This window comes from Isoptericola sp. MSGPD8_1_ISO-PGPR-S23-394, from assembly GCF_058072785.1.
In genome coordinates this window covers 3,759,779-3,775,099 of record NZ_CM176517.1, presented here as the reverse complement: position 1 = coordinate 3,775,099, position 15,321 = coordinate 3,759,779, and the positions used below count along the sequence as shown (strand labels likewise).

Annotated in this window: 10 protein-coding genes; 9 read left to right on the top strand and 1 reads right to left on the bottom strand. The window is 72.5% G+C overall.

Features of this window, described 5'->3' with window-relative positions:
• Positions 1–28: 28 nt before the first annotated feature.
• Genes AC3RJ8_RS17380 through AC3RJ8_RS17350 form a run of 7 tightly spaced genes read left to right on the top strand, consistent with a single transcriptional unit; the run spans position 29 to position 7,894 of the window.
• Positions 29–1,894 (top strand): CRTAC1 family protein, encoded by a 1,866-nt coding sequence (locus AC3RJ8_RS17380; protein WP_489713799.1) that lies wholly within the window; start codon positions 29–31, stop codon positions 1,892–1,894.
• Entirely contained in the window at positions 1,891–2,895 is a 1,005-nt protein-coding gene (locus AC3RJ8_RS17375) for a hypothetical protein (protein ID WP_489713798.1), read from the top strand. Before AC3RJ8_RS17380 ends, AC3RJ8_RS17375 begins: the two co-directional genes overlap by 4 nt.
• Positions 2,817–3,884, top strand: coding sequence for a DUF1702 family protein (locus AC3RJ8_RS17370; protein ID WP_489713797.1), 1,068 nt, complete (start codon positions 2,817–2,819; stop codon positions 3,882–3,884). Before AC3RJ8_RS17375 ends, AC3RJ8_RS17370 begins: the two co-directional genes overlap by 79 nt.
• Positions 3,877–5,151 (top strand): cytochrome P450, encoded by a 1,275-nt coding sequence (locus AC3RJ8_RS17365; RefSeq protein WP_489713796.1) that lies wholly within the window; start codon positions 3,877–3,879, stop codon positions 5,149–5,151. The genes AC3RJ8_RS17370 and AC3RJ8_RS17365 overlap by 8 nt, the downstream gene beginning before the upstream one ends.
• Complete coding sequence (locus AC3RJ8_RS17360; RefSeq protein WP_489713795.1) at positions 5,148–5,747, top strand: DUF5987 family protein; 600 nt, start codon at positions 5,148–5,150, stop codon at positions 5,745–5,747. Before AC3RJ8_RS17365 ends, AC3RJ8_RS17360 begins: the two co-directional genes overlap by 4 nt.
• A complete protein-coding gene (locus tag AC3RJ8_RS17355; RefSeq protein ID WP_489713794.1) occupies positions 5,744–7,366 on the top strand; it encodes an FAD-dependent oxidoreductase in 1,623 nt (540 codons plus the stop codon). Before AC3RJ8_RS17360 ends, AC3RJ8_RS17355 begins: the two co-directional genes overlap by 4 nt.
• 9 nt (positions 7,367–7,375) lie before the next feature.
• The gene (locus tag AC3RJ8_RS17350) at positions 7,376–7,894 is read left to right on the top strand and encodes a DUF2505 domain-containing protein (protein WP_489713793.1); all 519 of its coding nucleotides are present in this window, start codon (positions 7,376–7,378) and stop codon (positions 7,892–7,894) included.
• A gap of 19 nt (positions 7,895–7,913) precedes the next feature.
• On the opposite strand, the gene AC3RJ8_RS17345 is transcribed toward AC3RJ8_RS17350, so the two are convergent.
• Positions 7,914–8,894: a DUF1702 family protein gene (locus tag AC3RJ8_RS17345; protein ID WP_489713792.1), complete on the bottom strand. Its 981-nt coding sequence runs from the start codon at positions 8,892–8,894 to the stop codon at positions 7,914–7,916.
• A gap of 234 nt (positions 8,895–9,128) precedes the next feature.
• Between AC3RJ8_RS17345 and AC3RJ8_RS17340 the strand changes: the two genes are divergently transcribed.
• Both AC3RJ8_RS17340 and AC3RJ8_RS17335 read left to right on the top strand, forming a co-directional pair.
• Complete coding sequence (locus AC3RJ8_RS17340) at positions 9,129–14,867, top strand: SDR family NAD(P)-dependent oxidoreductase (protein WP_489713791.1); 5,739 nt, start codon at positions 9,129–9,131, stop codon at positions 14,865–14,867.
• A complete protein-coding gene (locus AC3RJ8_RS17335; RefSeq protein ID WP_489713790.1) occupies positions 14,867–15,316 on the top strand; it encodes an acyl-CoA thioesterase in 450 nt (149 codons plus the stop codon). The genes AC3RJ8_RS17340 and AC3RJ8_RS17335 overlap by 1 nt, the downstream gene beginning before the upstream one ends.
• Positions 15,317–15,321: the final 5 nt, after the last annotated feature.

Below are 15,321 nucleotides of genomic sequence, written 5' to 3'. Positions count from 1 at the left end.
TGAACCACGACGCCTCGAAGGAGCTCCTGTGCCGTCCTTGAAGTCATTCGCCGCACCGGTCGCGGCACTGGCAGTCGCCGCCGTCGCCTGGTTGCCGTGGCAGCCGGGGCCGACGGCCGAGGCCGCCGGGGGTGCGGCGGAGGGGATCTCCTTCACGACGCACGACCTGCCGGACTCCGCCGGGAACCAGGAGCAGCGTCCGGTCGCGCCGGCGCTCGAGCACATCCAGCCCTGGATCTCCGCCGTCGGCGCCTCGGTCGGTTCTCTCGACCTGCGCGGGCTCGGGCGTCCGGGGGACGCGTGCCTCACCGATCCCCGCGACGACACCCTGAAGGTCTTCCCGGTCCCTGGCAGCGGCGGCCCGCAGTTCGAGCCGTTCGAGCTGCGGCCCGACGGCCTGCGCTACGACGCGACGATGGCACCCATCGGGTGCGTCCCCACCGATGTCGACCAGGACGGGCGTCCCGACGTCGTGGCCTACTACTGGGGCCGCTCGCCGGTCATCTTCCTGAACACCGGGCCCGGGACCGGTGACCCGTCCGCCGACTGGTTCACCCCCGTCGAGCTGGTCGAACCGATGCAGGTGTGGAACTCGACCGCGTTGAACATCGCCGACGTCGACGGTGACGGCGTCCTCGACATCGCGGTCGGCAACTACTTCCCGGACGGCAGCCGGGTGCTGGACCCGGCGGCGGACGACGACCCGCGCATGCAGATGCAGCACTCGATGGGCAACGCGCAGAACGCCGGTGAGAACCGGCTCTTCCTCGGGGCGGGCACCGACGCCGACGGCGTCCCGCGGTTCACGGACGTCTCCGAGAGGTGGCCCCAGGACTCCGCGAAGGCCTGGACCCTGGCGCTCGGTCTGCAGGACCTGTCCGGCAACGGCCTGCCGGACATGTACGTCGCCAACGACTTCGGTCCCGACCAGCTGCTGGTGAACACGTCCGTCCCGGGCGACGTGCGGTTCAGGGAGGTGCGCGGCGACCGCGACCTCACGACGGCCCGCTCGAAGGTGCTGGGCCACGGTTCGTTCAAGGGTATGGGGGTGGCGTACTCCTACGCACCTGGTGCCGACCTGCCCAGCATCCACGTCAGTAACATCACGACGACATGGGGCCTGCAAGAAGGAAACTTTGCCTTCTATCCGACCGGTCCGGGCTCGGACCTGCTCGAGGGCCGGCTCCCGTACGAGGACCGCGCCGCGGACGTGAACCTCGCCGTGAGCGGCTGGTCCTGGGACATCAAGCCGATCGACCCGACCAACTCCGGGCGCGACGGGTTCGTGCAGGCCACGGGAATGATCGTCGGCACCGAGGAGCTCTGGCCCCGGCTCCAGGAGATGGCGATGGGCAACGACCAGATCCTGTCCTCCCCGACGTCCTGGATGCGCATCGGCCCCGACGCCGACATCTCCGGCGACGAGCCCAACCGCCTCTGGGTCCCCGTCGGGGACGCGTACGCGGACGTCGGGTCGAGCGTCCCGTTCGACGATCGCACGGCCAGCCGCGGGTTCTCCGTCGCCGACGTCGACGGCGACGGTCGTCAGGACGTCATCGTCGCGAACCAGTGGGCCCGCTCCCAGGTGCACATCAACACGAGTGCGTCGGAGCACCCCAGCGTCACCCTGTCCGTCACGCGCCAGGCAGAGCACGGCCCCACGCCCGTGATCGGCGCCGTCGTCACGGTCGAGGGCCCCGGCTACTCACGGACGGCGCAGCTGTACCCGGCCAACGGGCACTCGGGCGTCTCGGGTACGGAGCTCCACTTCGCCCTCCCCGGCGACGCCGTGTCGGACGCGACCGCGACCGTCCGATGGGTCGACGCGGACGGCCAGCACGCCACGACGTTCGCCCTCACCGAGGGCGCCCAAGAGCTGAGGATCGATCGATGACCGACACCACGACCCCCACCCGGGGCAGGAGCGACGAGCTGGTGCTGGACGAGGCCCCGCCCCCGGCAGCACCACCACCCGCCACCGCGCCGCCGGCCGCCCCGGCACCGGGTGGCGCACCCCAGCGCGACCCCCGCAAGGCCGCGCTGCTGCGCTTCGCGATCTCGATCACCGCACTGACCGTCGTCGGGCACGTGTTCCTCGGATTCGAGCAGGCACCGATCGTCCCCATCGTGGCCGTCCTCGTCGCCTATGCGTGCAGCATCGGACTCGAGCTCGTCGACTCGTGGGCACGGGGGACCAGGGCGGGGTACGCCGGTGGGCCCCAGGAGATGCTCTACTTTCTGCTGCCGGCGCACATCGCGGCTCTGGCGTGCGCGATGCTGATCTACGGGCAGAACCTGGGTGTCTACCTGTTCGCGGTGGTCGTCGCCGTCGGGTCGAAGTACCTCTTCAGACTCCGTGTCAAGGGGCGCCTGCGCCACTACCTGAACCCGTCGAACTTCGGCATCTGCGTGACGCTCGTGCTGATGCCGACGGTCGGCTTCGTGCCGCCCTACATGTTCCTCAACAACACCGACACGTTCTTCGACTGGCTGATCCCGGTGGCCGTCGTCCTTGCCGGGACGCTGCTGAACTCGAAGCTGACCAAGCGCATGCCGCTCATCGCGGCCTGGGTCGGGGGGTACGTCGCCCAGGCGGTGATCCGGGACGTGTTCTTCGACGACAACGGCTGGGCGGCGCTCGGCATGATGACCGGGGTCGCGTTCGTGCTGTTCACCAACTACATGATCACCGATCCGGGGACCACGCCGGCCGAACCCTGGCGGCAGGTGGTGTTCGGCCTCACCACCGCCGCGGTGTACGGCGCCCTGATCGTCCTGGGCGTCGCGTACGCGATCTTCTTCGCCCTGGTGATCACGTGCGCCCTGCGCGGTGTCGCCCTGAAGGTGGGCGACATCCGCCGGACCCGCGCCGGTGCGGTCGGAGCCGAGGCGTGACGGCCCGGGCAGCGGTGCTGGATCGCGCGGCGACCCGGCTCCGCACCGCTCGGTCCCGCGTGATGACACCCTCGCGGAGCCAGGTGGACCCTCGACGCCGAGGGTTCCAGCCGTGGGTGGGGGGCAGCAGCATCGTCGAACCAGTGGGCAACGCCTTCCTCGACGGCTTCGAGACCGCTTGTCGCCGGCCCACACCCGCTGCCGTCCTCGAAGAGCTGGCGCGGACTCCGGAGCAGTGGCGCGGGTTCGCCGCGGAGGGCGCCGCCATGGCCACCACCGTCCGGTCGCGACTCGAGCCGTGGAACCGGGGTGTCCTCGACGAGCTGCTCCGGCGCGGCGACGAGCACACCTACCTCATGCACGTCGGCGTGGGGTGGGCGATGGCACGGCTGCCGAGGCGGTGGTGGCCGGACGTCGTCGGCCTCGACCGGGCCATGGTCCCGCTGGTTCTCGACGGGTTCGCGTTCCACGAGGTGTTCTTCTCCACGCGCAAGGTCCTCGACGCCCGTTCGACGGGCTTCCCGCTCGATGCCTGGCCAGGTGGCGCGCGGTCGGCGACGCAGCACCTCGCGCAGGGCGTCGGACGCGGCCTGTGGTTCGTTGCCGGAGGGTCAGAGGACAGTCTGGCCACGCTCGTCGGTCGCTTCGCCGAGGACCAGCACGCGTCGTTGTGGGCAGGGGTCGGCCTGGCGATGACCTATGCAGGCGGGCGTGACGCGGACGGTCTGCGAGCCGTGCTGGACGCTGCCGGCAGGCATCGTGCCTGGGTGCGTCAGGGGTGCGCGTTCGCGGTGGAGGCCCGCGCGCGGGCGTCGACGACGACGGCGCACACACGCCTGGCCGCCGAGGTCCTCTGTGGCCGGACGGTCGACGACGTCGTCTCGGTCGTCGACCGTCACCGCCCGCGCGTCCCGCGTGGCGGACCGGGCAACTGGCTCGCGTACGAGGGCTGGCGCGTGGGGTTGGCCGGTGAGCTGGGCGATGGCTGACACCGCGCGCACACTCGGGCCGGTCGAGACCGCCGGGGCTCTCGCCGCGCTCACCGGTGGAGCCAGGGTCGAGCACCTCGAGAGGCTCGCCGCGGCGCACCGGAACGGGTGCGTGATGAGGCTGCCGACGGGCCGGGTGCTCGTCACGTGCGACCCCTCGACGGTCAAGCACGTCCTGGTCGACCGGGCGGACCGGTACATCAAGGGGATGGGGCAGCTCCACGCACGGGAGATCATCGGCGACGGACTGCTCACTGCCGAGGGCGAGTCGTGGAGGGCGCAGCGCAGCGCCGCCAGGCCGTACCTGCGTGCCCGAGCCGTCCAGGAACGACTGCCGCACGTCGTCGAGGCCGCCCACGAGGCTGCTGACCGTCTCGGAGCCGCCGACTGGCGGCGCGTCGACCTGACGGTCGACCTGGCGTCCTACACGCTCACCTGCCTGGCACGCACCTTCGGATTCGGGGTACCCGACGGTCGACGCGTCCACGAGGCGTTCGACGTGATCCAGGACGAGGCGATCTTTCGCGCGGTCACGCAGGGCGCCGTCCCGACGTGGCTGCGTCCGCGGCGGGCGGCGGCCGTCGCCGCGGCGCTCGACGTCCTCCGCGCCGAGGCCTCGGCGGCCCTGGCAGGGACCGGGAGGACAGATGCCTGGTCGGGCATGGAGGGCATGATGTCGCTCTTCCTGGCCGGCTACGAGACGACCGCCAGCACGCTGGGCTGGGCTGCGGGCTTCGTCGCGCACGACGACGCACTGCAGGACGAGCTCGCCGCAGAGGGAGCGCGGATCTCTGACGCCGGCGTCGCGACGGTGGGGGACCTCGCCTCGCTCACCGTGGCGAACGCCGTGTTCCAGGACACCCTGCGGCTGCGTCCGCCGGTCTGGCTGATCAGCCGGCGGGCCGTCGCCGCGGACGTCGTCGCGGGCGTGAGACTGCGTCCCGGCGACGAGGTGCTGCTCCTGCCCGGCGCGGCGACGCCTGACCGTTCCTTCGAGCCGCGCCGGGCCGCGGCCGGTCAGGGGCCCGCGAACCCCTTCGCGTTCGGCGCAGGCCCGCGGTCGTGCCCGGGCGTGTCGCTCGCCGCGATGGAGGGCGCCGTCTGGCTGGCGGTCGTCGCGAGCAGGGTGCGGCTGCGCCCGGGCTCGCCGACGACGCCGCGTCCGCGGGCGCGCATGTCCCAGGCACCGGCGGGGGGCGCTGTCGTCGAGGTCCGTTCCCGCACCACGTCCGAACAGGTCCAGCCCACGGCAAGGAGCAGCGCATGAGACCCACCGACCCCATCGACCGACCACGGGTCGCGCCCCGCGGCGAGCGGCCCACGCTCACCCCCGCCCAGACCACGGCGCTCGAGGCCTACGCGGACACGGTCGTGCCCGGATGTCGCCGGTACGACGACGACATCGCGGTCGCCGGGGTGAGCGACACCCCGGGCGCCGTCGAGGCGGGCGCGCTCGAGGTGCTGACCGATCCCGCGACGGGCATCGAGGACGGCATCGGGGAGATGGCCGACCTGCTCGACGAGCGTGCGGTCTCCTGGGCGTCGTCGGACGACATCTCCGGCGTCTCGCGGTTCGCCGACCTGGCGTACCAGGACCGCCGACGCCTCGTCGCCGCGCTCACGGCACCGGACGAGCCTGCCCACGAGCTGTGGTTCCTCGTCGCGCTGTTCGCGACCATGGCCTACGACAGCGCACCGCACCTCGAGACCGCCGAGGCGGTCGCCACCGGCGCGCCGGGACTGACAGCGATGGGTTTCGCGCCCCCAACCGACGGCCGCTGGCAAGCGAGCGACCCCACGTACTCGGTGCCCATGGCCCGGCTCCACCCTGCGACCGACCCGAGGACAGGAAGCATCGCGTGAGCGACATCGAAGAGTTCGACGCCGTCGTCGTCGGCAGCGGCTTCGGCGGCTCCATCCCGGCGTTCCACCTCGCCCGAGGAGGTGCCAGCGTCCTCGTCCTCGAACGGGGCCCCCGACTCTCCGCGGACGAGTTCGACCAGTCCTTGCGGTTCGGGTCGTCGTCGACGCGCATCTTCGACTTCACGGCCGGCGACGGCATGAGCGTGCTCGCCGGGAACTGCGTGGGCGGCGGCAGCGTCGTGTACTTCGCCGCCATGCCGCGCGCACCGCGGTTCGTGTTCGACCGGACCGGGGCCGCCGGGCAGCGCCTGTGGCCCGACGAGGTCGACCGGGACAGCCTCGACCCGTGGTACGACCGTGTCGCCGAGGCCTTGCCGATCAGCACCCACGACTGGGACGAGGTGAGCAAGCCGGGCGGTCTGTGGGCCGCGATCTGCGACCACGGGGGCAGGACCGCGAACCCCCTGCCCTCCGCCGTCGACACGAGCCGGTGCACGAGCTGCAACTGGATGATGTCCGGCTGCGTCGAGGACGCCAAGCGATCGCTCCTGACCAACTACATCCCGGCGGCGGAGGAGCACGGCGCACAGATCCGGCCGCTCCACGAGGTCCAGACGGTGGAACGGGCGCCGGACGGCGGCTACGTCGTCTCGTACTCCCTGGTCGACCCCGTCGACTACCGGCTCACGACGGGGCACGGGAAGGTCCGCGCGCGGGTGGTGGTCCTCGCGGCCGGAGCCGGGGCCACCCCCGTCATCCTCCAGCGTTCCGAGCCCCTGCTCGGGACGATGCCGGACGCCGTCGGCAAGTACTTCTCGGGCAACGGCGAGCGCATCAACGTGGCCGTCATCGACGAGGACGCCGTCCGAGACCTCCTCCCCGAGGGCGCCACGGCCGGCGATCGACCCTACGGGGCGTTCCAGGTCGGTCGGGGGCCCGTGGTCGCCACCTGGGACCGGGTCGACGGGAGCCTGCCGGAGCACGAACGGTTCGCCATCGAGCAGCTCTACTTCCCACCCGGTCTCGGGACGATCCTCGCCCAGGCCCGCACGGCGGACGGCCTGCCGGGTTGGTTCGGCCTGGAGAAGAAGGAGCTGCTCCACCGCTGGCGGAACTGGATGATGCTGTTTGAGCTCGTGGAGGACGACAACGAGGGCGAGTTCGGCGCGCCGCCGCCGTCCGGCAACGCGGTGCGGCTGTCCCAGCAGCTCCTCGGACGGGGCACGCTGCGCTACCGCCCCCACGCGTCGACCGTGGCGGCCTGGCGTCGGGCCGACGAGACGATCAAGGAGCTGATCGAGAAGCCCGGGCTCGGCACCGTCGACCCGTGGACGAACGACCTCGTCGGTGCCTACACGGTGCATCCGCTCGGATCGTGCCGCATCGGTGCCGACCCGGCGTCGAGCGCACTCGACCACACGCACGAGCTGCGCGGCCACGAGGGCATCTTCGTGACCGACGGTTCGGCCGTCCCGACCGCCCTGACGGTGAACCCTTCCAACACCATCGCCGCTCTCGCCGAGCGTGCCGTCCCCTTCGTGATCGACCGACTCGTGCAGCGCGGCGCGGACGTCGCCTACGAGGCGGAGCTGCCCACCCGACGTCCCGTCCCCGCCTGAGGAGCCGACATGCAGTTCACCTTCAGCCAGCCGATCCCGCTGCCGCCGGCGCAGGTCGTCGCGCACATGTGCGAGGAGGCGTTCCAGGCGGAGAAGGCCGCACGCCTGGGCGCCCGGGACTTCGGCATGTCTCGTGAGGAGCTGACGACGGGCACGACCGTGCGGACGGAACGTCGGTTGCCGACCGTCGGGCTGCCCGAGTTCGTCAAGGCTCTCGTGCGTCCCGTCATGGTCGTCGTCGAGACCGAGCGGTGGGAGCACCCCGACGACGACGGCCGGCGGGGTGGTGCGTTCGAGATCGACGTCGACGGCGCGCCCGTGCGGTTCCGCGGGCGTGTCAGCGTCGACCCCGCCGAGGGAGGTTCACGGCTCACGTTCGACGGGACCCTGTCGTCCACCGTCCCGCTGTTCCGCGACAGGATCGAGGAGGCGTCGGCCGCGCTGGTCCGCGAGACCATGGAGATCGAGTGCGCGCTGCTCGAGGAGCGGTCCCGGGACGGGAGCGCTCCGCAGGCGGCCGGGGCCTGATGTCGGTGCGGTGCGCCCCTCAGGCCACCGCACCGACCGACGTGAGCTCCCGCCGGATCGCCCGGCGCCACCGTTCGTAGGCCGGCGTCGTCCCCTCGTCCTCCAGGACGGCGCAGCCGTCGGCGAGCTCGGCGAGCTGTGCGGGGGACAACCCCGTCAGGGCGGTCGTGGCGGCTCGTGTGTGCTCCGGGACCGTGCCGGACCCGTGCCGTGCCATGGCGGCCAGGGCCGCACCGAGCCGCACGTCCGACGCGTGCGGGCCGGCCAGCCGCGCCAGCGACCCGTAGTCGACGTCGGCGGTGGGGCCGGCGAACGTGGCGGCGAGTCCGACGCCGGCCCACACGTCGGCGCGCCGTTCCGGTGCGAACGTGTCGACGGTCGCGGCGGCGTGCGCCGGACGGGCGCCGTCGACGAACCAGACGGCCCGCCCCATCCCCTGGTCGACCGCACGGCCGAAGTAGCCGGGTGCGCCGAGGAACGGCCACGGGCGGGGCCGGGCGCCCGTCCCCACCCACCGGTGCCGGTGGAAGTAGGCGAGGTCGAACCCGTAGCCGTCGACGGCGAGCCACGACAGCGTGGGGTGGTAGCCGTCGAGATCGAGGTCGGGCAGGCCGCGGGACCAGAGCCGGCGGGGCAGCCGGGCCAGCGCGAAGCCGATGCCGATGTACGCCAGCAGGTGGTGCGGACGCGCCGGCCCCTCGATCAGTTCCCGCGTCCGTGCCCCTCCGGTGGTCGCGTCCAGGATCGTCGTGGCCATCACCGCCCCTTCGAACCCGAACCCGCGCAGCGGCTCGTCCATCAGGTCCACGCGCGCCGCGACGTCGGCCGGGGTGCTGGACTCGAGCGCCGACTCGAAGCCGACGACGACGGCCCGGGGGATCTGGTCGAGCGCCTTGCGGGCCGGTAGGTCCGCTCCCGGGAACCCCAGGCTCGAGGCGGTGACGGAGGAGATCGTCGGAGCGACGGCCAGCCTGAGCGCACCGGTGAAAGAGAAGGACATCGCGTCTCCTGAGGTCGGTGGATGCTGCCGCGACCTTAGGCGGCCACACGGGCGGGGGCCACGCCCCCGAGACCATCCCGCACGTGGGAAGGTGCCGGTCGGCGCAACCCGGGCGCCGCGGCGCCGACCGGCAATCAGGGAGAACTGCGCACCGCACCCCGGGTCGATGCTGGGGCTCGATCAGCAGTCCCGTGGTGGTCGCCGAGTCACCACCCGAGAGATGGAGCGATTCCAGTGACGTCCCAGCGCATCGCCATAGTGGGAGTCGGTCTGCGGTACCCGGACGCCGCGACCCCGGACGAGCTGTGGACCAACGTCCTCGCCGGGAGGCGCGCGTTCCGGACCATGCCGGCCGAGCGCACCAACCTGGCCGACTACTGGGACCCGGACCCGTCGGCACCGGACAAGTTCTACGCCGGCAAGGCCGCGGTGCTGCGGGACTACGAGTTCGACCGGGTGCGGAGGATGATCTCCGCGCGGACCATGACCTCCACGGACATGACGCACTGGCTCGCCCTGGACGTCGCGGCAGACGCCCTACGAGCGGCAGGGTTCGAGGGCGGGGAGGGACTGCCGCGGGAGTCCACCGCCGTCGTTCTGGGGAACACCCTGACCGGGGAGTTCTCGCGGGCGAACGTGATGCGCCTGCGCTGGCCCTACGTCCGGCGGACCGTGTCCGCCCAGCTTGAGGAGCGGGGCTGGGCGACCGAGGAGATCGACACGTTCGTCAGTGACCTGGAGCAGGCGTACAAGGCGCCGTTCCCGGCCGCCAACGAGGACATGCTCGCCGGTGGGCTCGCCAACACCATCGCCGGTCGCCTCTGCAACTACTTCGACCTCGGTGGTGGCGGCTACACCGTCGACGGTGCCTGCTCGTCCTCGCTGCTCTCGGTGATCAACGCGGCGAACGCCCTGCGGTCCGGCGACGCCGACGTCGTCCTGGCCGGGGGCGTCGACCTCTCCATCGACCCCTTCGAGCTGGTCGGCTTCAGCAAGACCGGTGCCCTCGCGACGTCCGAGATGCGGGTGTACGACCGAGGCTCCAACGGGTTCTGGCCCGGCGAAGGGTGCGGCATCGTCGTGCTGATGCGGGAGGACGACGCCCGCGCCCAGGGCCGCCCGGTGCTGGCGTGCCTCACCGGCTGGGGGATGTCGTCCGACGGCAAGGGGGGGATCACCCGGCCCGAGGAGAGCGGGCACCGCCGGGCGCTCGCCAACGCCTACGCACGCGCCGGCTACGAGGCCTCGACCGTCTCCTACTTCGAGGGACACGGGACGGGGACGGCCGTCGGCGACGCCACGGAGATCGCCGCCCTCGCCTCGACCCGTGAAGGGGTGGACGACCCGTGGCCGGCGGCGCTCGGCTCGATCAAGGCGAACATCGGTCATACCAAGGCGGCCGCCGGCGTGGCGGGTCTCATCAAGGCCGCCCTGTCCGTGCACCACCAGGTCGTCCCGCCCGCGAGCGGACACGTGGAGCCGCACCCCCTGCTGGCCGAGAACGCGCACGCGATCCACGTGCCGACGCAGGCGGGGTCCTACCACCCCGGGGTGCCCGTGCGGGCCGGGGTGTCGGCCATGGGGTTCGGCGGGATCAACACGCACATCGCGCTGGAGGGCCCCGGGGCGCCGGCCCCGACCGGGTCGGCGGTCACGGCAGACCCGGTCCGGCTCGTGTCCGGCCGCCAGGACGCCGAGCTCCTGCTGTTCTCCGCCGCGAGCCTCGAGGCGCTCGTCGAAGACGTCCGCGAGGTCATCTGCACGCTCGGGCGCGCGGCGATGTGCGAGCTCACCGACATGGCTGTCCACCTCCAGCAGCGCGGAGCGGTGGAGGGGTATCGCGTCGCGGTGGTCGCCCGCCACCCGGAGGAGGCCGTGGCGCGCCTGACCCGCGCCGTCGACCTCCTCACCGATACCGCCACCCCGCCGGGGCGTCTCGTGCGGGTCGACGAGGGGACGTGGTACGGGTACGGCACGGAACCGGGGCGGCTGGCGTTCGCGTTCCCCGGTCAGGGCGCCGGGCACGGGCGCCTCGGGCACGCGGTGCGCAGGTTCTGCCCCGAGGACGTGGACGACCCGGACGATGCGGCGGACGGCACCGCGGGACTGCAGCCCCGCGTGGTGCGCAGGTCCCTCCAGGGACTCGCGGCGCTCGCCCGGCTCGGTGTCGAGGCCGAGACCGCGATCGGGCACAGCCTCGGCGAGATCACCGCACTGGCGTGGGCCGGGGCGCTGACCGACGGCCAGGCGCTCGAGCTGGCCCGCGTCCGTGGGCGCGCCATGTTCGAGGAGATCCCCCGGGACGGCGCGATGGCCGTCGTCAGCGCCGGCGCCGACCGCACGCGCCTGTTCCTGGAGGGCACCGACGCCGAGGTCGCCGGGTACAACGCACCGGCCCTGACCGTGGTCGCGGGCTCGCGGACCGACGTGGACCTCGTCGTCGCGGCGGCCGGTCGCGCGGGAGCGGGGGTCACCGTGCTGGACGTCGAGCACGCCTTCCACACGTCGTGGTGCAGCGGGGCGGCGGCGGTGCTGCGAGAGCACCTCGCGGGAACGAGCCTCGGACCGCTGCGGCGTGACGTCGTCTCGCCGTCGTTGGCTGCGGCGGTCCCGGACGACCAGGACCTCCGGTCGTTCCTCGTCGACCAGATCACCCGGCCTGTCCGGTTCAGCGACGCGACCAAGCTGCTCAGTGGCCACGACCTCGTCGTGGAGGTCGGTCCAGGACGCACGGTCGGCGGGCTGGTGGCGGCCAACCTGCCCACCGTCCCCGCGGTGAGCATCGACACCGACGCCGGGTCGCTCGCCCCGTTCCTGGACGCCGTCGCCGCCACCTGGGCGCTCGGGCAGCGGATCGACACCGACGTGCTCGTCGACGGACGCGCGTACCGGCCGCTGGAACCGGGGCAGACGATGACCTTCCTCGCCAACCCCTGCGAGTCGGCACCGGATCTCGGGTTCGTCCCGACGGAGCCACGACCGGTGGCCGACGCCGGGGAAGAGGTCGGGGCGGCCGACCAGGGAGCGACGACCCTCGACGTGCTGCTGGCCGTCGTGGCCGAGAAGGTCGACCTGCCCCTGACGGTCCTCGGTCCCCGGACCAGTCCGCTCGACGACCTGCACCTGTCGTCCATCACGGTCGCGCAGATCACGAACGAGGTCGTCCGCTCGCTGGACCGAGGGCCGCTGAGCGGCGTCCCGTCGTTCGCGACCTCGTCCCTCGGCGAGATCGCGACGATGATCGACGAGATGGCCGACGTGGCCGTCCCGGTCGAGAAGGCGGCCGGTGCCGGGCCTTGGATCCGGACGTTCGGTGCGGAGTCGCGCACCGAGCACCTGCTGCCCGCCCCGGCACCCCGTGAGCCTGGCGTCTGGATCCTCGTCGGCGATCCCGCCGACACTGCGGCCCAAGGGGTCCGGGACCGGCTCGTCGAGCTCTCCGGCGTCGAGACGGGCGTGCTCGTGAGCACCGCGGGCCACGGTCCTGAGGCCGGCGCGGACGCGATCGAGGCCATGATCGCCGCGCTCGACGACGCCGGAAGCGTCCCGCTCGTCGTCCTGCAGCGTGGCGAGCACGGAGCGGCCGCGGCAGCCCGATCCCTGTACCTCGAGCAGATGTCACCCCGGGTGACGGTGCTGCACCTGCCGCCTGGCCCGGCCGGCCTCGACGGGGCGCTCGCGGACTCCTTGGCTGCCGACGTGGCACGCAACCAGGGGTTCGCCGAGGTCACCTACACGGCCGACGGCACCCGAGTCCACCGGACGTGGTCTGCGCTCGACCTGGCGCCTTCGCCGGAGAGCTACCTCGGGGACGGGGACGTGCTGCTCGTGACCGGTGGCGGCAAAGGGATCACCGCCGACTCGGCGCTCCGGATCGCCGAACGGTCCGGCTGCCGGCTGATGCTCCTGGGCCGGGCGCCCTCGACCGACCCCGCGGTGTCCGCCACGATCGAGCGGGCCCGGTCGGCTGGCGTCGAGCACGTCTACGTCAGCGCTGACGTCACTGACGCCGTGGACGTCGCCCGAGCCGTCCGGACGGGCGTCGAGGCCATCGGACCGGTCACCGCGGTGCTGCACGGAGCCGGTACCAACGAGCCGTCGCGTGCGAAGGACCTCACCCGTGACCAGCTGGACCGGACCATCGCCCCGAAGGTGCACGGGCTGCGGAACGTCCTCGCGTGCGTCGACGTCTCGCGGCTGCGGCTGCTGGTCGCGTTCGGCAGCATCATCGGCCGGGCGGGCCTGGAGGGCGAGGTCCACTACGCCACGGCGAACGACTGGCTGACGGAGGAGGTCCTGGCGTTCGAGCGCGCGCACCCGCACGTCAGGGTGCGCGCTGTCGAGTGGTCGGTCTGGTCCGGCGCCGGGATGGGGGAACGGCTCGGGGTGCTCGAGTCGCTGCGCCAGCGCGGCATCGAGCCGATCCCGGCCGACTGGGGCGTCGCGCTCGTCACGTCCTTGGTCGACGATGCCACGCTCCCGTCGCTCGTGGTCGTCGCCGGACGGACCGGCTCGTTCGCGACGATGCGGCACACGCCGCGCGAGCTGCCGCTGCTGAGGTTCCTCGAGCAGCCGCAGGTCCACTACGACGGCGTGGAGCTGGTCGTCGATGCGGAGCTCGCCGCCGGGACCGACCTGTACCTGCCGGACCACGTGCTCGACGGCGAGATGATCTTCCCCGCCGTGATGGGCATGGAGGCGATGGCGCAGGCCGCGGTGGCGCTGCGACCCGCGCTGCGGGACGGCCTCGCCTTCACACAGCTCGCCTTCGAACGGCCCGTCGTGGTCCCTGCGGACCGCTCGGAGACGATCCGGGTCGCCGCCCTCGTCGAGGACGACACCGTCCGCGTCGTGGTCCGCACGTCCTCCACCCAGTTCGCCGTCGACCACTTCAGCGCCGTTATCACGCCACCGCCCCCATCCACGGCGGGCGACGGAGCCGGGCCGGACGCGGCGACTCCCCTGGCGCTGGACCCGGGACGCGACCTGTACGGACCACTCATGTTCCAGGGGCCCCGATTCCAGCAGGTGCGCGGCTACCGGGTGGCGCTCGCCCGCAGGTCGGTCGCGGAGCTGAGCACCCGGCCGGGCGCGGAGTGGTTCTCGCTCGTCCATCCGCCGGAGCTCGTCCTGGCGGCGCCCGGGACCCGCGACGCGATGCTGCACGCGATCCAGTGCTGCGTCCCGGAGGCCGTCCTGCTTCCCGAGGGCGTGGACCTTGTGGTCCCCGCCCTGTCGACCGACGGCCGCGACGTGGTGTCGGAGGCACGCGAGGAGAGCCACGACGGCGACTCGTACACCTACGGGCTGGACTGCTTCGACGAGGCAGGCCCTGTCGAGCGGTGGTCCGGGCTCCGTCTCCGCGCGGTACGACGGCGGTCTCCGCGCACGATGCGCTGGAACCCGGCGATGACCGGCCCGTACCTGCAGCGCCGGGCCGAGGAGCTGTTCGGGGCGGGGATCGAGGTCGTCGTCGAGCCGCACGCCCCGACCGACTCGGCGAGCCGCGCCGACTACCGTGCCGTCACGGACCGGGCGCTGGCCCGCCTCCGGCCGCACGACCCGGTGCGGCGACGCGAGGACGGCCGGCTCCTGCTCGGCTCCGCCACGGAGGCGTCCGCGTCCCACCATGCCGAATTCACGATGGCCGTCGCCGGACCGGGGCGCGTGACGTGCGACACCGAGGCGGTCGTCGAGCGGTCCGACGGCACGTGGGAAGACCTTCTCGGCGCCGAGTGGCCCTTGGCCCGGGAGATCGCCACGTCCACCGACGGTGACCTGCACGAGGCCGCCACGCGGGTGTGGGGGGCGATGGAGTGCGTCCGCAAGGCGGGCCACCCCTCGATCCGGCTGGCGCTGACCTCCACCACCGACGATCGCGTGGTGATCGGTGCGGGTCCCTACCGGATCGCCACCTGGGTTCTGCCCACCGGGGGGCCGAGCACGATGTTCGCACTACTTGGAGGTCGCTGATGTCGTCCCGCTACTACGAGATCCGCCACGTCGTCGGTTTCGAGGAGACCAACCTCGTGGGGAACGTCTACTACGTCAACTACCTGCGCTGGCAGGGCCGCTGCCGGGAGATGTTCCTCAAGGACGAGGCGCCCACCGTCCTGCGAGAGGTCCAGGAGGACCTCAAGCTCTTCACCCTGAAGGTCGAGTGCGACTTCTTCAGCGAGTTGGCCGCCTTCGACGAGATCGCGATCAGGATGAGCCTGGTCGAGCTCGGGCCGAGCAGGATCGACTTCAGCTTCGACTACGTCAAGCTCGAGAGAGGCGTCGAGACCCTCGTCGGCAAGGGCCGGCAGAAGATCGTCTGCATGCGCGGCCCCAACCAGAACACCGTTCCGAGCCGGGTGCCGGCCGACCTGGTGGCCGCGCTCGAGCCCTACCGCGCCGCACCGGTGCCGGAGGCGGTCTGACGTGC